Genomic DNA, 19,538 nt, shown 5'->3' with positions numbered 1-19,538 from the left:
GCTACAATCTTGAGCGTGAGCCAGGTACTGCTTTTACTTGCAGCTTGTAGCTAAAAGCTCGCCACTGAAAAGCCCTGTCTCAGCAGGGCTTTTTCGTTAATGTTGGGTTAACTTAGCGAGCTAACGATAACCGTCATTTGCTCCACCAAAGGCCCGGTGCAGACGTTCGCGTCGGCACAAGAGAGCCTGATTAGCCTGAGTCGATCTGCGCGAACCACACCGCTGATTTTTCCGGCGGCAGATTGCTCGACCCCATAACCACTAAAAATATGCGGGCGTGCCCATGATTACCCTGAAACTCAACGGTCAAGACCATCCCCTCGATGTCACTGAAGACATGCCGCTGTTATGGGCGATTCGTGACGTCGCCGGTTACAACGGCACCAAGTTCGGTTGCGGCATGGGCCTTTGCGGCGCGTGCACCATTCATATCGATGGCTTGCCGGCGCGCAGTTGCATCACGCCGGTCGGCTCGGTAATCGGGCAGAACGTCACCACGATCGACAACCTGCATGCTGATCCGGTCGGGCAGATCGTCCAGCAAGCCTGGCTCGACACCGCTGTCGCGCAATGCGGTTTTTGTCAGGGCGGGCAAATCATGTCGGCCACCGCATTGCTTAAAACCAATCCAAACCCAAGCGACGAGCAGATCGAAGAAGCCATGGTCGGCAACATTTGCCGCTGCGGCACTTATAACCGGATCAAGACCGCGATCCGTCAGGCTTCCACTCATTTGAAGGAGGCCAAGGCATGAGCCGCCTGCCGAATGATTTCGCCCTGAGCAATCTAAGCCGCCGTGGCTTTCTCAAAGGTATCGGCGCTACTGGCGCGTTGGTGCTGGCCGCCAGTTGGGGTTGGCAAGACGCATTAGCCGAGGACAAACCGAAACAGTTCGGCGCCGACGGCATGCCCAATGGCTGGATCGACGATCCGAAGGTCTATGTCAGCATTGCCGCTGACGGCTCGGTCACCGTGGTCTGCAACCGCTCCGAGATGGGCCAGGGTGTGCGCACCAGTCTGACCATGGTCGTCGCCGATGAACTGGAAGCTGATTGGGCGCAGGTCAAAGTGCAGCAGGCGCCGGGTGATGAAGTGCGCTTCGGCAACCAGGACACTGACGGTTCGCGCAGCATGCGCCACTGGTATGAACCGATGCGGCGTTGCGGCGCGGCAGCCCGCACGATGCTGGAGCTAGCGGCGGCCGCGCAGTGGAAAGTGCCGGTCGGCGAATGCCACGCGCAGTTGCATAAAGTGCTGCACAAACCGTCCGGACGTGAGCTGGGTTATGGCGAACTCGCCGCCGCAGCCAGTGCGTTGCCGGTGCCGGCGCGCGACAGTCTGCGTCTGAAGCAGCCGTCAGAGTTCCGCTATATCGGCAAGGAAGGCACCAAGGCCATTGACGGTGACGACATCGTCAACGGTCGTGCGGTGTACGGCGCCGATGTGCATTTCGATGGCATGTTGTACGCGACCATCGCCCGTCCGGCGGTTTACGGCGGCAAGGTCAAATCCCTGGATGACAGCGCCGCGCTGAAAGTCCCCGGCGTGCTCAAAGTGATTCAGATTGAAGGTCGCCCGTTGCCTTCAGAGTTTCAGCCATTGGGCGGTGTGGTCGTGGTGGCCAGCAATACCTGGGCGGCGATCAAGGGCCGCGAAGCGTTGAAAATCGAGTGGGATGACGGCCCGAACGCCAGTTACGACTCGATCGCCTATCGCAAAGAGCTGGAAGCCGCCTCGCTGAAACCCGGCAAAGTGGTGCGCAACACCGGCGATATCGACAAGGCGTTGAGCAGTGCTGCCAGTACGCTGGAAGCTTCCTACTATTTGCCGCATCTGGCGCAGGCACCGATGGAGCCAATGGTTGCCATCGCTCGCTACAAGGACGGCGTTTGCGAAGCGTGGGCGCCGAGTCAGGCGCCGCAAGTCACCCGCGAGCGAATCGCTGAGCGTCTTGGTCTGCCATTCGATAACGTCACTTTCAATGTCACCCTGCTTGGCGGTGGTTTCGGTCGCAAGTCGAAACCGGACTTCGTCGTTGAAGCGGCGATCCTCGCCAAAGAGTTCCCCGGTAAAGCCGTGCGGGTGCAGTGGACGCGTGAAGACGATATCCATAACTCGTATTTCCACACCGTCTCCGCCGAGTATTTGAAGGCAGGTGTGGGCAAGGACGGCATGCCGTCCGGTTGGTTGCATCGCACCGTGGCGCCGAGCATCACCGCGCTGTTCGCGCCGGGTATGAACCATGAAGCAGCGTTCGAGCTGGGCATGGGTTTCACCAACATGGCCTACGCGATTCCCAATGTGCGTCTGGAAAATCCCGAAGCGACGGTACACACGCGAGTCGGCTGGTATCGCTCGGTGTCGAACATTCCCCATGGTTTCGCCATCCAGAGTTTCGTCGATGAGCTGGCGCACAAGGCCGGTGAGGATCCACTCAAATACCAGATCAAACTGCTTGGCCCTGATCGCCAGATCGACCCGCGTACCTTGAGCGAAGAGTGGAACTACGGCGAGTCTCCCGAGCGTTATCCGATCGATACCGGGCGCATGCGCACGGTGCTGGAAACCGCCGCCAAAGCTGCCGGCTGGGGGCGCAAACTGCCGAAGGGCCGTGGTCTGGGTCTGGCGGTGCATTACAGCTTTGTCACGTACGTGGCGGCGGTGATCGAAGTCGAGGTCAAGGACGACGGTATGCTGATCGTGCACAAGGCCGATATTGCCGTGGATTGCGGGCCGCAGATCAACCCTGAGCGCATTCGCTCGCAGTTCGAGGGCGCTTGTGTGATGGGCCTGGGTAACGCGGTGTTGGGTGAAATCAGCTTCAAGGACGGCAAGGTCCAGCAGGACAACTTCCATATGTATGAAGTGGCGCGCATGTCGCTGGCGCCGAAGGAAGTTGCCGTGCATCTGGTGACGCCGCCGGGCGACGTGCCGTTGGGTGGTGTTGGCGAACCGGGCGTGCCACCGATTGCGCCGGCGCTGTGCAATGCGATCTTCGCCGCCACCGGCAAGCGTATTCGCAATCTGCCGGTGCGTTATCAGTTGCAGGGCTGGCAGAAGGCAGAGGCGTAATGGACAGCGTCGACCTCAATGTTCTGCGCAGCGTCCTTGAATGGCGCCGCGCCGGGCAGCGGGTGGTGCTGTTCAGCGTGGTGCAGACCTGGGGCACAGCGCCACGGGCTCCTGGCGCGATGCTTGCCTTGCGCGAGGATGGTGTGGTGATTGGTTCGGTGTCGGGCGGCTGTGTCGAGGATGACTTGATCGCCCGTTTGCACGATGGGCGGATTGCCAGTGATGGGCCGCCGGTGCAACTGATCACTTATGGCGTCACTCGGGAGGAGGCGGCGCGCTTTGGTCTGCCTTGCGGCGGCACTTTGCGCCTGACCGAAGAGCGGGTTGGCGATCCGCAGTGGGTCGCCGAGTTGTTGGCGCGTTGTGAAGCCCACGAAATCGTCGCCCGCGAACTGAATATCGAAACCGGTGAAGTTGTTTTGACAGCGGCGAGCAAAACCGATGCTCTGGAGTTCAACGGCAAGGTTCTGCGCGCAATTTACGGCCCGCGCTGGCGGCTGCTGTTGATCGGCGCCGGACAGTTGTCGCGCTACGTGGCGGACATGGCGCGACTGCTGGATTTCGAAGTGCTGATCTGCGATCCGCGCACTGAATTTGTCTACGGTTGGGAAGAGCACCACGGTCGCTTTGTCCCGGGCATGCCGGATGACGCAGTGTTGAGCATTCAGACGGATGAGCGCACGGCGATTGTTGCGTTGACTCACGATCCGCGTCTGGATGACATGGCGCTGCTGACGGCGCTGGATTCGCCAGCCTTCTATGTCGGCGCGCTCGGTTCGCGGGTTAACAGTCAAAAGCGCCGGGAGAATCTGGCTCAGCTAGGCTTGTCGGTAGAGGCGATTGCTCGATTGCATGGACCGATCGGTCTGCACATCGGCAGTCATTCGCCGGCGGAGATTGCCTTGTCTTTGCTCGCAGAGATCGTCGCGATCAAAAACGGCGTTGAGTTGAAGCAGAAGAAACCCGTGGAGGGCGCATGAGCCGAACCATTGGCGTGATTGTGTTGGCCGCAGGCGAGGGCAGTCGCTTTCGCAAAGTGGCGGGTGCGGACAAGGATAAGTTGCTCGCCGATTGCACGGGGCGCGATGGCGCGGTGCGCTCGGTGATCGAGCAGGTGCTGGTGAATCTGCCGGCGAGCCTCGACAAACGTGTACTGGTCACGACGGAAGAACGACCGCAAGCGATGCGTATGGCTCAGGCGTATGGCTGTGAAGTTGTAACGATTGGCACGACCGGCATGGGCGACAGCATTGCGGCGGGAATCGCGACGTGCCCGCAAGCGGATGGCTGGCTGATTGTGCTGGGGGATATGCCGTTTATCTTGCCGTCGAGTATTGAGCGGGTAGTCGCGGCGATGGCTGATGATGCGGTGAGCGTGCCGGTGCAGGACAATGAGTTTGGGCATCCGGTGGGATTTGGCCGGTCGTTTGGTGCGGGGTTGCTGGCGTTGAGCGGTGATCGCGGGGCTCGGCCGTTGTTCAAGCAGGGAAGGGTGGTTGAGGTGGCGGTGGATGATCCCGGGGTGTTGTGGGATATCGATGTGCCTGAGGCTTTGGTTTTTACTTCGTCTTGAGAGCTACGTAAATTCCTAGGAGCCCCTCACCCTAGCCCTCTCCCGGAGGGAGAGGGAACTGACCGAGGTGTTCTTTCGAGGTACACCGACCTGAGATATCCAGTCGAGCTCAGGATTTGAAAAGCACGGAGATCGGCTTCCTTTCCCCTCGCCCCCTTGGGGGCGGTCCGACGTTTCGGGAGGGCTGGGGTGAGGGGGTTGGATCTAACATTCACCACATAAACCAGCGCGCATAAAAAAAACCCGCCAGGCTTTCACCGGGCGGGGCTTTTTTACAGCTTCAGGAATCAGACGAGGGGTTTAGGCTCGTGTTCTTTTTCCTGGACTTCTTCGTGGTGCTCTGCTGCGTCTTGAACGGAGCGAGGCGCTTCAGCGATGACCGCTTCAACTACCGCTTGTTCAGCGACGACTTCAGCAACCGGAGCAGCAGCGGCAGCCAGTTCGGCTTCCTTCTGCAGGCGCTCTTCTTCACGCTTGCGACGACGCACTTCGCGTGGATCGTTCGGGGCGCGACCGTTTGCAGCCAGAGCGCTGACCGGAGCCGGCGCTTCAACCACTACAGGCGCCTCGACGACCGGAGCTTCAACAACCGGTGCTTCAACGACTGGCGCTGGAGCAGGTTCGGCAGCCGCAACCACTGGCTCGGAAACCATCGCTTGCGGGACTTCAGCTTCAGCAGCAGGTGCTGGTACTTCAGTCACGGCTGGCTCGGCGACCCAGTTGAAGGCAGTCTGCTCTTCACGAACTTCACGAACTTCACGCACGGTTTCGGTCACGGTTTCAGCGACGGTTTCAACCACCGGCTCGGCGAACACAACTGGCGCTGGCTCTACCTGAGGCAGCGTTTCCTGAACCGGAGCCACTTCGACTTCCGGAGCAGCAACCACTTCTACTGGAGTAGTCGCTTCAACAACTGGCGCTTCCACTACAGGAGTTTCCTGAACAGCCGCAGTGGCGCGTTCGGCTTGCTCGTGCGCTTGTGCTTCAGCCGGAGCGCTGATCACGGTGCTGGCAACAGCGGCAGTAACTGCCAGGCCAGCAGCCAGATCGGCAGTGCTTGGTTCTTCGCCGTTTTCGCCGGCTTCGGACTCTTCCGAACCTTCGATCACGTTGCCGTTGGCATCACGCTGACGCTCGCGACGGTTGCTGCGACGACGCTGACCGCGCGAACGACGACGTGGGCGATCGCCTTCGGCGTTCTCCGAACCGTCTTCCGGCAGTTGCTCTTCGTTGGTGTTCACTTCTTCTTCAGCGACGGCAGCAGCGGCCTGCTCGGCGCGCGGTTGACGCTCTTCACGCGGCGGACGCGGTGCGCGTTCTTCGCGTGGCTGACGGGCCGGACGCTCTTCAGCGGTCACGGCTGCGGCGGCTGCAGCCACTGGAACGGCGTCCAGTGGCTCGCGCAGTTCACGTACGCGTTCTTCACGCTCGCCACGTGGCTTGCGGTCTTCACGCGGTGCACGTGGAGCGCGTTCTTCACGCGGAGCACGAGGTGCGCGTTCTTCGCGGGCTACCGCTGGCGCTTCGGTCCGGGCTTCACGAGGCTCGCGAACTTCACGGGCTTCACGTGGCTGACGCTCTTCGCGCGGCTCACGTGGGGCGCGTTCTTCACGCGGAGCACGTTCTTCGCGCGGCTTGCGCTCTTCATCGCGACGACCGTTACGGTTGCGGCTCTGTTGACGACCGTTGCGACGCTCTTCGTTACGGGCCGGACGCTCGCTGGCGGGTTTTTCAACCACAACCGGCGCGGCTGGCTCTTCTTTGGTGGCGAACAGGCTGACCAGCGATTTCACCAGACCTTTGAACAGGCTTGGCTCTGGCGCGGCAACCGGAGCCGGTGCTGGAGCGGCAGGTGCGGCGGCTTCGGTCGGAACCGGAGCGTTGGCGCGGGCCGGAGCAGTCTTGACCGCAGCTTCCTGGCGAACCAGGGTACGGGTCGCAGCGGCTGGCTGAACTTCTTCGACTTCTGCCGCGGCAGCAGCGATTTCGTAGCTGGACTGGTTGGTCGCGGCTTCCGGGCTGTCATCACGCAGACGCTGAACTTCGAAGTGCGGCGTTTCGAGGTGATCGTTCGGCAGAATGACGATACGGGCACGGGTGCGCAGTTCGATCTTGGTGATCGAGTTACGTTTTTCGTTGAGCAGGAACGCAGCGACCGGGATCGGCACCTGAGCGCGCACTTCGGCGGTGCGGTCTTTCAGGGCTTCTTCTTCGATCAGGCGCAGGATCGCCAGCGACAGCGATTCAACGTCACGGATGATGCCGGTGCCGTTGCAACGCGGGCAGACGATGCCGCTGCTTTCGCCCAGGGATGGACGCAGGCGCTGACGGGACATTTCCAGCAGGCCGAAGCGCGAGATGCGGCCGATCTGCACGCGGGCACGGTCGGCTTCCAGGCATTCGCGGACTTTCTCTTCCACGGCGCGCTGGTTCTTGGCAGGGGTCATGTCGATGAAGTCGATGACGATCAGGCCGCCGATGTCGCGCAGGCGCAACTGACGGGCGATTTCTTCAGCGGCTTCAAGGTTGGTCTGCAGGGCGGTTTCTTCGATGTCGCTGCCTTTGGTGGCGCGCGCCGAGTTGATGTCGATGGACACCAGGGCTTCGGTTGGATCGATGACGATGGAGCCGCCGGAAGGCAGTTCAACGACGCGCTGGAAAGCGGTCTCGATCTGGCTTTCGATCTGGAAACGGTTGAACAGCGGGACGCTGTCTTCGTACAGCTTGATCTTGCTGGCGTACTGCGGCATCACCTGGCGGATGAAGGTCAGGGCTTCGTCCTGGGCTTCAACGCTGTCGATCAGCACTTCGCCGATGTCCTGGCGCAGGTAATCGCGGATAGCGCGGATGATCACGTTGCTTTCCTGGTAGATCAGGAAAGGCGCGGAGCGATCCAGCGAGGCTTCTTTGATGGCGGTCCACAGTTGCAGCAGGTAATCGAGGTCCCACTGCATTTCTTCGCTGCTGCGGCCCAGGCCGGCAGTGCGCACGATCAGACCCATGTCGGCCGGTGCAACCAGACCGTTCAGCGCTTCACGCAGTTCGTTGCGCTCTTCGCCTTCGATGCGACGGGAGATACCGCCGGCACGCGGGTTGTTCGGCATCAGCACGAGGTAACGACCGGCCAGGCTGATGAAAGTGGTCAGGGCGGCGCCCTTGTTGCCACGTTCTTCTTTTTCGACCTGAACGATGACTTCCTGGCCTTCGCTCAGGACGTCCTTGATGTTGACGCGGCCTTCAGGGGCTTTCTTGAAGTATTCGCGGGAGATTTCTTTGAGGGGCAGGAAGCCGTGGCGCTCGGAGCCGAAATCGACAAAGGCAGCCTCAAGGCTTGGTTCGATGCGAGTGATACGGCCTTTATAGATGTTGGCCTTTTTCTGCTCGCGTGCACCGGATTCGATGTCCAGGTCGTAGAGGCGTTGGCCATCTACCAGTGCAACACGCAACTCTTCGGGTTGAGTTGCGTTAATCAGCATTCTTTTCATGTAGTACCGTCGGTTTCCGGGCTGCCGGAAACGGCGTTCGGCACACACGACTTCTCACGGTCGGTGTCAGGTGCGTCGGGAGTGGTTGGCCATTCCCGTGTCCAGCGATATGCGGCCAATTGGGCCGATATAGCGACGTACGCGTCCTGCTTGCTGTGGCTACTTAAGCACTCAGTCAGGAGGAGGAATCAACCAGCGGCTGTGGACGAGATGAAGCGTCTTGATAAAGCCTATTGCTACACAGTCCAGCGGTTGTGCATCTCCACCCTACACGTATCCCTGATAATTCGGGTGCTGCCGCGCGCAGAATCCGCAGCGGGTTGGCATTTACCGTGAGCTCCGAAAGGGGAGGTCACGCATCATGGCTAATTCAGGCGTTGTTTCCGAAGCATTCGCTCGGGGTCATCTGCAGCTGACTGCACTTTGTGAACTGGCCTTGAATGTGTGCCTGCCAGGCGAGTAAAAAACTCTGCTCGGCGGTGTAATTCAGGCCTCATGTCACCTGCGCTTGTTACAACTGAAAACTCCACCGTTACTAGCGAAAGCCCCGTAGGACGGCCTCGCGTCCTGGTGAATTGCGTTGGTCAGGGCCGGTTTTTGACCGTGATTCCTCTGTCCAGGCCGCTTTTGGCGGCGTTCGCGACTATAGCAGCAATGATTAAGTGCTTCAATTCCATAAAAATTGTTATCATCCGCGGCATGACAACTACTGCCCCTTCGACTCCAGGCGTTCAATTGCTTGAAGTCTCGCCGGAGTATGCCGGCCAACGAATCGACAATTTCCTCCTCGCCCGGCTCAAAGGCGTGCCCAAGACCTTGATTTACCGCATTTTGCGCAAAGGCGAAGTGCGCGTGAACAAAGGTCGGATCAAGCCCGAATACAAGCTGCAGGCTGGGGATATCGTGCGCGTGCCACCGGTTCGCGTGCCTGAACGTGATGAGCCGGTGCCACTCGCCCAAGGCTTGTTGCAGCGCCTGGAAGCCTCGATTGTCTTCGAAGACAAAGCCCTGATCGTGATCAACAAGCCCGCCGGCATTGCGGTTCACGGTGGCAGTGGCTTGAATTTCGGCGTGATCGAAGCCTTTCGTCAGTTGCGTCCCGATGCCAAAGAGCTGGAGTTGGTTCACCGTCTCGACCGCGACACCTCCGGCCTGCTGATGATCGCCAAAAAGCGCAGCATGTTGCGCCACTTGCACGAGCAATTGCGCGGCGATGGCGTCGACAAGCGCTACATGGCGCTGGTTCGCGGCAACTGGGCGACCTCGATCAAGAAAGTCAGCGCGCCATTGCTCAAGAGCAATCTGCGTTCCGGCGAGCGCATGGTCGAAGTCAATGACGAGGGCAAAGAAGCCCTGACGATGTTCAAGGTGCTGCGTCGCTTCGGTGACTTTGCCACCATGGTCGAGGCTAAACCGGTTACCGGTCGTACCCACCAGATTCGCGTGCACACCCTGCATGCTGGCCATTGCATTGCGGGTGACAGCAAGTATGGCGACGAGGATTTCACCAAGGAAATTCGCGATCTGGGCGGCAAGCGCCTGTTCCTGCACGCTTACATGCTGACCGTGCCGCTGCCCGATGGCGGCAAGTTGACCTTGCAGGCGCCGGTCGACGAAATGTGGGCCAAGACCGTGGAGCGATTGAGTGCGCCCATCTGATTACAAACTGCTGATTTTCGATTGGGACGGCACGCTGGCCGACTCCATTCACCGGATCGTCGAAGCCATGCATTCGGCCTCCGGGCGCTCCGGTTTCGAATTGCGCGATGATTTCGCCGTCAAAGGCATTATCGGTCTGGGCTTGCCCGAGGCGATTCGCACGCTGTATCCCGAAATCAGTGATGCCGAGATGGTCGCGTTTCGTGAGTATTACGCCGATCACTACATCGCTGCAGAGGCCGTGCCTTCGCCGTTGTTCGAAGGTGTCGTCGAGTCGATGGCGTCCTTTCGCGAGCAGGGTTATCACCTGGCTGTGGCGACCGGAAAAAATCGTCGTGGCCTGGATCGAGTGCTCAAGGCCAACGGCTGGGAAGATTATTTCGATATCACCCGCGCTGCCGATGAAACTGCGAGCAAGCCGCACCCTCTGATGCTGGAGCAGATCATTGCTCACTGCGGTGTGCGGGCGGAGCAGGCGCTGATGGTCGGCGATTCGTCCTTTGATCTGCTGATGGCGCGTAACGCGGGGATGGACTCGGTGGCGGTCAGTTATGGCGCGCAATCGATCGAATCGTTGCAGCAGTTCGAGCCGCGACTGTCGATCGACCGTTTTTCCGAATTGCATGCCTGGCTGGGGAAGCAGGCTTAATACGTTTTTGCTGGGGTGGATGGCATGACCGACGAATGGAAAGCACCGGCCAAGGCAAGTGCCGACGGCGGTGACGAGAAAAGCTGGAAGCTGTTGGAAAAGACCCTGTTGGCCGGTGTGCAAGAGCAGCGTCGTTCGCGGCGTTGGGGGATTTTCTTCAAGCTGCTGACGTTTGTTTATCTGTTTGTTGCGTTGATTCTGTTCACGCCACTGATGGACATGGAAAAGAGCGCCACACGCGGCCCGAATTACACCGCGTTGATCGACGTCACCGGCATGATCGCCGATAAAGAGCCGGCCAGCGCCGACAACATTGTCGGCAGCCTGCGGGCGGCTTTCGAAGACAAGAAGGTCAAGGGTGTGATCCTGCGCATCAACAGCCCTGGCGGCAGTCCGGTGCAGTCGGGTTATGTCTATGACGAAATCAAGCGCCTGCGTGGCCTGCATCCGGAGATCAAGCTGTACGCGGTGATTTCCGATCTGGGTGCGTCCGGAGCCTATTACATCGCCAGCGCAGCGGATCAGATCTATGCCGACAAGGCGAGTCTGGTTGGCTCCATCGGTGTGACGGCGGCAGGTTACGGCTTTGTTGGCACCATGGAGAAACTGGGTGTTGAGCGCCGCACCTACACCTCGGGCGAGCACAAGTCGTTTCTCGATCCGTTCCAGCCGCAGAAGCCTGAAGAAACGGCGTTCTGGCAGAGCGTGCTCGACACGACGCACAAGCAGTTCATCAACAGCGTCAAGCAAGGTCGTGGCGATCGTCTGAAAGACAAAGAGCATCCGGAGTTGTTCTCCGGGTTGGTCTGGTCGGGCGAGCAGGCACTGCCGCTGGGCTTGATCGATGGTCTGGGCAATGCCAGTTCGGTGGCGCGTGATGTGATCGGCGAGAAAGAACTGGTGGACTTCACCGTTCAGGAATCGCCTTTCGATCGCTTCTCGAAGAAGCTCGGCGCCAGTGTCGCTGAGCAGTTGGCGATGTGGATGGGTTTCCACGGACCTTCGTTGCGTTAAGAAGACGCTGCGTAAAAAACCGGCCTTGATGGCCGGTTTTTTGTGGGTCAGGGAATCTGCACGCCTTCAACCAGCAGCATGTCGATCAGGCGAATCAGTGGCAGGCCGATCAGGCTGGTGGCATCAGGGCCTTCGGTGGATTGAAACAGGCTCACGCCGAGGCCTTCAGCCTTGAAGCTGCCGGCGCAGTCGTAGGGTTGCTCGATACGCAGATAGCGCTCGATGCGCACTGGGTCGAGTTGGCGCATATGCACGGTGAACGGCACGCAGTCGACCTGGCATTGGCCGGTCTGACTATTGAGCAGGGCCAGGCCGGTCAGGAAAGTCACGCTGGCACCGCTGGCGGCCAGCAACTGCTCGCGGGCCTTTTCGAAGGTGTGCGGCTTGCCGATGATCCGCTCGCCCAGTACGGCGACTTGATCCGAGCCGATAATCAGATGAGCGGGATGACTGTCGGTCAGTGCCCGGGCTTTTTGCTCGGCAAGGCGTTTGACCAGTTCGATCGCTGACTCGCCCGGGCGATGGCTTTCATCGATATCCGGCGAGCTGCAGACGAACGGCAGGTGCAGGCGGGCGAGCAATTCCCGGCGATAGGTCGAGCTTGAAGCGAGTAATAAAGGCAGCATTCGCGTCTCCTGAGGCAGGTGCAGATTCTAGCGGAGGCACGCAAGTGACGGACAGGGCACAATTTCCTTTGACATGGGTGGGTGCATCCCTATAATGCTGCGCCTATGTTGAATGACCCGATTCCACCTCACGTTGACCCGCGCAAATTGGCTGACCGTGGCACCACCCTTCAAGGTGAACTGCTGCTGGCCGATTTGAAGAGACTCTGCGACCCGCTTTCCGACGATGTCGGTACGGTGCAGGCGAAATTCGTTTTTGAACGAGATGAACGTAAATCTGTGGTGATCCACAGCTTTATCGACACCGAAGTCAAAATGGTTTGCCAGCGTTGTCTTGAGCTGGTCACCCTGCCGATCCACAGCGAATGCAGTTACGCTGTAGTGAAGGAGGGTGCGAATACCCAGTCGTTACCGAAAGGTTATGACGTGCTGGAACTGGGCGAAGATCCATTGGATCTGCAGTCACTGGTCGAGGAAGAGCTTCTGCTTGCCTTGCCTATTGTGCCTGCTCATCATCCGGAAGAATGCCAGCAGCCGGCGGGAGCAGATGAGCCCGAACCGAGCGAGGACGAGGTAACGCGGTCCAACCCGTTCAGTGTATTGGCGCAGTTAAAGCGTGACCCAAACGTTTAGGAGTTAATCAATTATGGCTGTTCAGCAGAACAAAAAATCCCGCTCTGCCCGTGACATGCGCCGTTCGCACGACGCTCTCGAGGCTAGCACCCTGTCTGTAGAAAAAACCACTGGTGAAGTTCACCTGCGTCACCACGTATCGCCAGAAGGCGTATACCGCGGCCGTAAAGTGATCGACAAGGGCGCTGACGAGTAATCACTTGTCCGCTCAAGTCATCGCGATTGACGCAATGGGCGGGGACTTCGGTCCCCGCAGCATTGTTCAGGCCAGTCTTGCTTGCCTGTCTGCTACGCCCTCGCTGCACCTGACCCTTGTCGGTCAACCCTCCCTTCTTGAAGAATTGATCCACGGCCAATCGGCTGCCGATCGCGCGCGCCTGACGATTGTTGCGGCCAGCGAAGTCATCACCATGGACGAAAAGCCGACCCAGGCCTTGCGTGGCAAGCCGGACTCGTCGATGCGTGTCGCCCTGGAGCTGGTGCGTGATGGAAAGGCCCAGGCCTGTGTCAGTGCCGGCAATACCGGTGCGTTGATGGCGTTGTCGCGATTTGTGTTGAAGACGCTGCCGGGTATCGATCGTCCGGCGATGGTGGCGGCGATTCCGACGCAAAAGGGCTTTTGCCAGTTGCTCGATCTGGGTGCCAATGTCGATTGCAGTGCCGAGCATTTGCTGCAGTTTGCGGTGATGGGTTCGGTGGCGGCGCAGACGCTGGGGATCAATCGTCCGCGCGTGGCGCTGCTGAACATCGGCACTGAAGACATCAAGGGCAATCAGCAGGTCAAGCTGGCGGCGACACTGTTGCAGGCTGCTCGTGGCATCAACTACATCGGCTTCATTGAAGGCGACGGGTTGTATCGCGGCGAGGCGGATGTGGTGGTTTGCGATGGTTTTGTCGGCAATATCCTGCTCAAGTCCAGCGAAGGGCTGGCAACGATGATTGCTGCGCGTATCGAAGCGCTGTTCAAAAAGAACTTCGCATCACGAGCGGTCGGTGCATTGGCGCTGCCATTGATGAAGCGCTTGCAGGCCGATCTGGCGCCGGCGCGACATAACGGCGCAAGCTTCCTTGGTTTGCAGGGTATCGTCGTGAAAAGTCACGGTTCGGCCGGGGTTCAGGGCTTTCAGAGTGCGATTCAGCGTGCGCTGATCGAAATTCAGGAGAACTTGCCCGAGCGCCTTCACGGTCGTCTGGAGGATCTGTTGTCTTAGGCGTTTTCGTCGGACAATGCTTAAATGTGACCGCCCGGTTCAAAGGGCCATCCAAACTGTCAGTTTCTTGCGTCCCTCAGTGGGGCGTCATTTTCCGACGACAAGATCATTAGGGGCTTGTTACATGTCTGCTTCCCTCGCATTCGTCTTTCCAGGACAGGGTTCGCAGTCCCTCGGCATGCTGGCCGAGCTGGGCGCGGAATATCCGTTGATCCTCGAAACTTTCAAAGAAGCCTCTGAGGCTCTGGGTTATGACCTGTGGGCATTGACCCAGCAGGGCCCGGAAGAGCTGCTCAATCAAACCGATAAAACCCAACCGGCCATTCTGACCGCTTCGATCGCCCTGTGGCGTCTGTGGCTGGCTGAAGGCGGCGCGCGTCCGGCCTTTGTCGCCGGTCACAGCCTGGGTGAATACAGCGCGCTGGTTGCCGCTAGCAGCCTGACACTGGCTGATGCGGTGAAGCTCGTTGAGCGCCGTGGTCAACTGATGCAGGAAGCGGTGCCAGCCGGGCAGGGTGGCATGGCCGCCATTCTCGGTCTGGAAGACGCTGACGTGCTGGCTGCCTGCGCAGAAGCCGCGCAAGGCGACGTGGTCAGTGCCGTTAACTTCAACTCGCCGGGCCAAGTCGTAATCGCTGGTGCCAAGGCTGCCGTCGAGCGCGCCATCGAAGGCTGCAAGGCCCGTGGTGCCAAACGCGCCATGCCGCTGCCAGTGAGCGTGCCGTCGCACTGCGAGCTGATGCGTCCGGCTGCCGAGCGCTTTGCCGAATCCATCGCCGCCATCGACTGGCAGGCGCCGCAGATCCCGGTCGTACAGAACGTCAGCGCGCAAGTGCCGGCCGATCTGGAAACCCTCAAGCGCGATCTGCTCGAACAACTGTACAAGCCAGTACGCTGGGTCGAGTCGGTACAGACTCTGGCCGCCAAGGGCGCGACCAATCTGGTCGAATGCGGCCCGGGCAAAGTCCTGGCCGGTCTGAACAAACGTTGCGCTGAAGGCGTCGCGACCTCAAACCTCAATACCCCAGATGCTTTCGCTGCCGCTCGCGCAGCGCAAGCCTGAATCAGGAGAAACTTGCATGAGTCTGCAAGGTAAAGTTGCACTGGTCACCGGTGCAAGCCGCGGCATTGGTCAGGCTATCGCGCTGGAACTGGGTCGTCAGGGCGCCATCGTCATTGGCACCGCGACCTCCGCTTCGGGCGCTGAGCGCATTGCTGCCACTCTGAAGGAAAACGGTATTCAGGGCACGGGTTTCGAACTCAACGTCACCAGCGATGAATCGGTCAGCGCCGTGCTGGCGGGCATTCAGGAGCAGTTCGGTGCGCCAGTGGCGATCCTGGTCAATAATGCCGGCATCACCCGCGATAACCTGATGATGCGCATGAAAGACGACGAGTGGTACGACGTGATCGATACCAACCTGAACAGTCTGTATCGCCTGTCCAAGGGCGTTCTGCGCGGCATGACCAAGGCGCGTTGGGGTCGAATTATCAGTATTGGCTCGGTGGTGGGTGCCATGGGCAACGCAGGCCAAGTAAACTATGCAGCCGCCAAGGCCGGTCTGGAAGGTTTCAGCCGTGCGATGGCGCGTGAAGTCGGTTCGCGTTCGATTACGGTCAACTCGGTAACCCCAGGGTTTATCGATACCGATATGACGCGCGAGCTGCCTGAAGCACAGCGTGAAGCCTTGCAGACGCAGATTCCGCTGGGTCGTCTGGGACAAGCTCAAGAGATCGCGTCTGTGGTCGCTTTTCTTGCATCCGACGGTGCGGCATACGTCACTGGGGCTACAATCCCGGTGAACGGTGGGATGTACATGTAAGTAAAATGTGACGGATTGCTTCAAAAAAATGTCATACGAGCTGTCTAAAATCCGTTATAAAGCTGCAATCTATTTATAGGCAGAGGGCTGCAGGGTTTGAGGAGTGAAGCTTTCAGTTGAAAAACTGAAAAGTCTTTCTATACACTTACCCACTGGCCAGCTGCCTGAATTTGTCCATTAGGAGTGAAAACAAGGTATGAGCACCATCGAAGAGCGCGTCAAGAAAATCGTTGCCGAGCAACTGGGTGTTAAAGAAGACGAAGTGGTCAACACCGCTTCCTTCGTAGAAGACCTGGGTGCCGACTCCCTTGACACCGTTGAGCTGGTGATGGCTCTGGAAGAGGAATTCGAGACCGAAATCCCTGACGAAGAAGCTGAAAAGATCACTACTGTACAAGCTGCAATCGACTACGTTACTAGCCACCAGGCGTAATAGTTTGTAATCGTTGTTTGCTGTCATGGAAAAACCGCACTGCCATCATGGCGTGCGGTTTTTTCTTTAGGCCTGATGCAAAGTCGTCGTCATTTGAAAAAGGAGAGTGCTGTGTCGCGTAGACGCGTCGTAGTCACCGGTATGGGTATGTTGTCGCCACTGGGCACGGATGTGCCGAGCAGTTGGCAGGGCATTCTGGCTGGCCGCAGTGGCATTGGTCTGATCGAACACACCGACCTTTCTGCCTATTCCACCCGCTTTGGCGGCTCGGTAAAGGGCTTCAATGTCGAGGAATACCTGTCGGTCAAGGAAGCGCGCAAGCTCGACCTGTTCATTCAGTATGGTCTCGCTGCCGGCTTTCAAGCCGTGCGCAATGCAGGGCTCGAAGTTACCGACGCCAACCGTGAGCGCATTGGCGTGGCCATGGGTTCGGGTATCGGCGGTCTGACCAACATCGAAGAAACCAGCCGTACTCTGCATGAGACGGGCCCGCGTCGAATCTCGCCATTCTTCGTGCCAGGCTCGATCATCAATATGATTTCCGGTTTCCTGTCCATCCACCTGGGTGCACAGGGACCTAACTACGCCATCGCCACTGCATGCACCACCGGTACGCACTGCATTGGCATGGCGGCGCGCAACATCATGTACGACGAAGCCGACGTGATGATTGCCGGCGGTGCCGAAATGGCTGCGTGCGGCTTGGGCATGGGCGGCTTCGGCGCGTCCCGTGCGCTGTCGACCCGCAACGATGAGCCGACCCGCGCCAGCCGTCCATGGGACAAGGGCCGTGATGGCTTCGTGCTGTCCGACGGTGCCGGTGCACTGGTTCTCGAGGAGTTGGAGCACGCCAAGGCGCGCGGCGCGACCATTTATGCCGAGCTGATCGGCTTCGGCACCAGCGGCGATGCGTTCCACATGACCTCGCCACCGGCCGACGGCGCCGGTGCAGCACGCTGCATCACCAACGCGCTGCGCGATGCCAAGATCAACATCGATCAAGTGCAATACATCAACGCCCACGGTACCTCGACTCCGGCGGGCGACCTCGCCGAAGCCAATGCGATCAAAACCGTGTTCGGTGATCACGCTTACAAACTGGCGGTCAGCTCGACCAAGTCCATGACCGGTCACCTGTTGGGTGCGGCGGGCGCGGTCGAGGCGATCTTCAGCGTACTGGCGATCAACAGCCAGGTAGCGCCGCCGACCATCAACCTCGATGAGCCGGACGAAGGCTGCGACCTCGATTTCGTCGCGCACACTGCGCGCAACATGGACATCGATGTCGTGCTGTCCAACTCCTTCGGTTTTGGCGGCACCAACGGCACCCTGGCATTCCGCCGGTTTGCAGGCTGATGGACTGCTGGGTCGACGGTCAACCGGCTGACAGTCTGTCGCTGAAAGATCGCGGCCTGGCTTACGGCGATGGTCTGTTCGAGACTATTGCCGTGCGTGGAGGCCAGCCGATCCTGCTGGATCGGCACCTGACGCGGCTGGCCGAGGGCTGTTCGCGTCTGGCCATCGCGTCGGATATCGAGCTGATTCGCCGCGAGCTGCTGAGTTACTCGGCAGCGATGGTCGAGGGCGTGCTCAAGCTCATTCTCACGCGTGGCGACGGCTTGCGCGGTTATGCGCCAGATCCCGCAGCGCCGGGCCGGCGCATTCTGCAGGGCAATCCTGCGGCGGCTTATCCCGCTGTTCATGCGGAACAGGGCGTTCGCCTGTTTCCGTGCAATACGCGACTGTCCAAACAGCCGCTTCTCGCTGGACTCAAACATCTCAATCGACTGGAGCAAGTTCTCGCCCGCGCCGAATGGCAGGACAGCGAGCACGCTGAAGGCTTGATGCTCGATCAGGCCGGTCGAGTGATCGAAGGGGTGTTCAGCAATGTGTTTCTGGTGCGCGACGGTGTATTGATTACGCCGGATCTGAAACGCTGCGGCGTTGCCGGCGTGATGCGCGCCGAAATATTGTTTCAGGCCGAGTCACTGGCCATTCCCACGCAGATCGCCGACATCAGCCTCGAACAGCTGCAATGGGCCGACGAAGTGTTTGTCTGCAACAGCGTGTATGGCGTCTGGCCGATACGCGCCTACGCTGCACTGAGCTGGCCGGTTGGCCCGCTCACCCGTAAACTGCAAACCATTGCCCGCGCCCTACTGGATGCCTGATTTGTGAGACGTAAACTTTTGCTGCTGCTGGAAACCGGATTGGTTCTGGCAGGGCTGTTGCTGGGCGCCAGCGCCTGGAAGATTCACTCCGCACTGGAACAGCCCCTGAACATCACGCAGGAAGAATTGCTGGATGTGAAGAAAGGCTCGACACCGACCCGTACCTTCCTTGCACTCGAAACCGATGGCGTCATCAAGGACGCGTTTTGGCTGCGCGTCTATTGGCGCTTCAATCTCGCCGGTACACCGATTCACAGCGGCGAATACCGCATGCAGCCAGGCATGACCGTCAACGGTCTGATTGATTTGTGGAAGCGCGGTGAAGTGGTGCAGTACAGCCTGACGCTGGTCGAAGGCTGGAACTTCCATCAAGTGCGCGCCGCGTTGGCCAAAGACGAAAAGATCGAACAGACTTTAAACGGTTTGAGCGACAGCGACGTCATGGCGAAGATTGGTCATAAAGGGCTGTTTCCGGAAGGGCGTTTCTTCCCCGATACCTACCGTTTCGTGCGCGGCATGTCCGATGCCGAGCTGCTGAAGAAAGCTTTCGATCGTCTCGATGAAGTCCTGGCGAAAGAGTGGGGCAGTCGTTCTGCCGATGTGCCGTACACCGAACCGTATCAGGCGCTGATCATGGCGTCGCTGGTCGAGAAGGAAACCGGCGTGCCGCAGGAGCGCGGGCAGATTGCCGGTGTCTTCGTGCGTCGCATGGCTTTGGGGATGCAGTTGCAGACCGATCCGACCGTCATTTACGGCTTGGGCGATCGCTACACCGGCAAACTGACTCGCGCTCACTTGAAAGAGCCGACGCCGTACAACACCTATGTGATTCCCGGACTGCCGCCGACGCCGATTGCGATGGTCGGGCGTGAAGCGATTCACGCAGCGCTGAATCCGGTGGAAGGCACCAGTCTGTACTTCGTTGCCCGTGGCGACGGTAGCCACGTGTTCTCTGACGATCTCGATGCGCATAACAATGCGGTGCGTGAGTATCAGCTCAAGCGCCGTGCTGATTACCGCTCCAGTCCAGCGCCGGCGACAACGCCTGAGGCCGCTCCCGCCAGCGAGGAAGCGACTCCAGCAGCATCTCCGGATACAGCGCCGGAATCGTTGCCACACGTTGCGCCGCAGGAGCCTGCGCCGACCCCGGCACCGGAAGCCGCCGCCCCACAAAACACGCAATGACTTT

18 protein-coding genes are annotated in these 19,538 nt (G+C 59.5%); 16 read left to right on the top strand and 2 right to left on the bottom strand.

The annotated features are described in order from the left end of the window. Positions 1–283 precede the first annotated feature (283 nt). Genes ACZZ0G_RS03720 through ACZZ0G_RS03705 form a run of 4 tightly spaced genes read left to right on the top strand, consistent with a single transcriptional unit; the run spans position 284 to position 4,645 of the window. On the top strand, positions 284–754 hold the full coding sequence (locus tag ACZZ0G_RS03720; RefSeq protein ID WP_463555347.1) for a (2Fe-2S)-binding protein: 471 nt from the start codon (positions 284–286) through the stop codon (positions 752–754). After that, positions 751–3,072: a xanthine dehydrogenase family protein molybdopterin-binding subunit gene (locus ACZZ0G_RS03715; RefSeq protein ID WP_463555346.1), complete on the top strand. Its 2,322-nt coding sequence runs from the start codon at positions 751–753 to the stop codon at positions 3,070–3,072. Before ACZZ0G_RS03720 ends, ACZZ0G_RS03715 begins: the two co-directional genes overlap by 4 nt. Beyond that, positions 3,072–4,052 (top strand): XdhC family protein, encoded by a 981-nt coding sequence (locus ACZZ0G_RS03710; protein WP_463555345.1) that lies wholly within the window; start codon positions 3,072–3,074, stop codon positions 4,050–4,052. The genes ACZZ0G_RS03715 and ACZZ0G_RS03710 overlap by 1 nt, the downstream gene beginning before the upstream one ends. Further along, the gene (locus ACZZ0G_RS03705) at positions 4,049–4,645 is read left to right on the top strand and encodes a nucleotidyltransferase family protein (protein WP_463555344.1); all 597 of its coding nucleotides are present in this window, start codon (positions 4,049–4,051) and stop codon (positions 4,643–4,645) included. The genes ACZZ0G_RS03710 and ACZZ0G_RS03705 overlap by 4 nt, the downstream gene beginning before the upstream one ends. A 287-nt stretch (positions 4,646–4,932) precedes the next feature. Here the strand turns inward: ACZZ0G_RS03705 and rne are convergent, their stop codons facing one another. After that, the gene (gene rne / locus ACZZ0G_RS03700; RefSeq protein ID WP_463555343.1) at positions 4,933–8,130 is read right to left on the bottom strand and encodes a ribonuclease E; all 3,198 of its coding nucleotides are present in this window, start codon (positions 8,128–8,130) and stop codon (positions 4,933–4,935) included. Positions 8,131–8,829: 699 nt separating this feature from the next. On the opposite strand from rne, the gene rluC reads away from it, so the two are divergent. Genes rluC through sppA form a run of 3 tightly spaced genes read left to right on the top strand, consistent with a single transcriptional unit; the run spans position 8,830 to position 11,452 of the window. Next, positions 8,830–9,789: a 23S rRNA pseudouridine(955/2504/2580) synthase RluC gene (rluC, locus tag ACZZ0G_RS03695; RefSeq protein ID WP_034155359.1), complete on the top strand. Its 960-nt coding sequence runs from the start codon at positions 8,830–8,832 to the stop codon at positions 9,787–9,789. After that, a complete protein-coding gene (locus ACZZ0G_RS03690; protein WP_463555342.1) occupies positions 9,776–10,438 on the top strand; it encodes an HAD-IA family hydrolase in 663 nt (220 codons plus the stop codon). Before rluC ends, ACZZ0G_RS03690 begins: the two co-directional genes overlap by 14 nt. Positions 10,439–10,462: 24 nt before the next feature. Then, a complete protein-coding gene (sppA, locus tag ACZZ0G_RS03685; protein ID WP_150651114.1) occupies positions 10,463–11,452 on the top strand; it encodes a signal peptide peptidase SppA in 990 nt (329 codons plus the stop codon). A 47-nt stretch (positions 11,453–11,499) separates the two neighbouring features. Here the strand turns inward: sppA and ACZZ0G_RS03680 are convergent, their stop codons facing one another. Further along, positions 11,500–12,078 (bottom strand): Maf family protein, encoded by a 579-nt coding sequence (locus ACZZ0G_RS03680; RefSeq protein WP_463555341.1) that lies wholly within the window; start codon positions 12,076–12,078, stop codon positions 11,500–11,502. Positions 12,079–12,183: 105 nt separating this feature from the next. Between ACZZ0G_RS03680 and ACZZ0G_RS03675 the strand changes: the two genes are divergently transcribed. From ACZZ0G_RS03675 to mltG, 9 genes are all read left to right on the top strand, one after another. Continuing rightward, positions 12,184–12,711, top strand: a complete 528-nt coding sequence (locus tag ACZZ0G_RS03675) for a YceD family protein (protein ID WP_038364482.1) — start codon at positions 12,184–12,186, stop codon at positions 12,709–12,711. A 13-nt stretch (positions 12,712–12,724) separates the two neighbouring features. Beyond that, a complete protein-coding gene (gene rpmF / locus ACZZ0G_RS03670) occupies positions 12,725–12,907 on the top strand; it encodes a 50S ribosomal protein L32 (protein WP_003179396.1) in 183 nt (60 codons plus the stop codon). A gap of 4 nt (positions 12,908–12,911) precedes the next feature. Further along, complete coding sequence (gene plsX / locus ACZZ0G_RS03665) at positions 12,912–13,922, top strand: phosphate acyltransferase PlsX (RefSeq protein WP_463555340.1); 1,011 nt, start codon at positions 12,912–12,914, stop codon at positions 13,920–13,922. A 124-nt stretch (positions 13,923–14,046) separates the two neighbouring features. Continuing rightward, complete coding sequence (fabD, locus tag ACZZ0G_RS03660) at positions 14,047–14,985, top strand: ACP S-malonyltransferase (RefSeq protein ID WP_463555339.1); 939 nt, start codon at positions 14,047–14,049, stop codon at positions 14,983–14,985. Between the two features lie 16 nt (positions 14,986–15,001). Next, positions 15,002–15,745 carry a 3-oxoacyl-ACP reductase FabG gene (gene fabG, locus ACZZ0G_RS03655; protein WP_038364479.1) on the top strand — a complete coding sequence of 248 codons (744 nt, stop codon included), beginning with the start codon at positions 15,002–15,004 and terminating at the stop codon, positions 15,743–15,745. A 196-nt stretch (positions 15,746–15,941) separates the two neighbouring features. After that, entirely contained in the window at positions 15,942–16,178 is a 237-nt protein-coding gene (gene acpP / locus ACZZ0G_RS03650) for an acyl carrier protein (RefSeq protein ID WP_005892238.1), read from the top strand. A gap of 111 nt (positions 16,179–16,289) precedes the next feature. Continuing rightward, positions 16,290–17,534: a beta-ketoacyl-ACP synthase II gene (gene fabF / locus ACZZ0G_RS03645; RefSeq protein WP_397482937.1), complete on the top strand. Its 1,245-nt coding sequence runs from the start codon at positions 16,290–16,292 to the stop codon at positions 17,532–17,534. Further along, positions 17,534–18,349, top strand: a complete 816-nt coding sequence (pabC, locus tag ACZZ0G_RS03640) for an aminodeoxychorismate lyase (protein WP_463555338.1) — start codon at positions 17,534–17,536, stop codon at positions 18,347–18,349. Before fabF ends, pabC begins: the two co-directional genes overlap by 1 nt. A 3-nt stretch (positions 18,350–18,352) precedes the next feature. Continuing rightward, positions 18,353–19,534 (top strand): endolytic transglycosylase MltG, encoded by a 1,182-nt coding sequence (gene mltG, locus ACZZ0G_RS03635; protein ID WP_463555337.1) that lies wholly within the window; start codon positions 18,353–18,355, stop codon positions 19,532–19,534. Positions 19,535–19,538: the final 4 nt, after the last annotated feature.

It is taken from the genome of Pseudomonas sp. AC169 (genome assembly GCF_979258515.1).
This window is presented reverse-complemented; position numbering and strand designations above follow the sequence as displayed.

Coding starts and splice junctions, on each gene's coding strand:
- ACZZ0G_RS03720 (WP_463555347.1), top strand. CDS start 284: ATGATTACCCTGAAACTCAACGGTCAAGACCATCCCCTCGATGTCACT.
- ACZZ0G_RS03715 (WP_463555346.1), top strand. CDS start 751: ATGAGCCGCCTGCCGAATGATTTCGCCCTGAGCAATCTAAGCCGCCGT.
- ACZZ0G_RS03710 (WP_463555345.1), top strand. CDS start 3,072: ATGGACAGCGTCGACCTCAATGTTCTGCGCAGCGTCCTTGAATGGCGC.
- ACZZ0G_RS03705 (WP_463555344.1), top strand. CDS start 4,049: ATGAGCCGAACCATTGGCGTGATTGTGTTGGCCGCAGGCGAGGGCAGT.
- rne (WP_463555343.1), bottom strand. CDS start 8,130: ATGAAAAGAATGCTGATTAACGCAACTCAACCCGAAGAGTTGCGTGTT.
- rluC (WP_034155359.1), top strand. CDS start 8,830: ATGACAACTACTGCCCCTTCGACTCCAGGCGTTCAATTGCTTGAAGTC.
- sppA (WP_150651114.1), top strand. CDS start 10,463: ATGACCGACGAATGGAAAGCACCGGCCAAGGCAAGTGCCGACGGCGGT.
- ACZZ0G_RS03680 (WP_463555341.1), bottom strand. CDS start 12,078: ATGCTGCCTTTATTACTCGCTTCAAGCTCGACCTATCGCCGGGAATTG.
- ACZZ0G_RS03675 (WP_038364482.1), top strand. CDS start 12,184: ATGTTGAATGACCCGATTCCACCTCACGTTGACCCGCGCAAATTGGCT.
- rpmF (WP_003179396.1), top strand. CDS start 12,725: ATGGCTGTTCAGCAGAACAAAAAATCCCGCTCTGCCCGTGACATGCGC.
- fabD (WP_463555339.1), top strand. CDS start 14,047: ATGTCTGCTTCCCTCGCATTCGTCTTTCCAGGACAGGGTTCGCAGTCC.
- fabG (WP_038364479.1), top strand. CDS start 15,002: ATGAGTCTGCAAGGTAAAGTTGCACTGGTCACCGGTGCAAGCCGCGGC.
- acpP (WP_005892238.1), top strand. CDS start 15,942: ATGAGCACCATCGAAGAGCGCGTCAAGAAAATCGTTGCCGAGCAACTG.
- pabC (WP_463555338.1), top strand. CDS start 17,534: ATGGACTGCTGGGTCGACGGTCAACCGGCTGACAGTCTGTCGCTGAAA.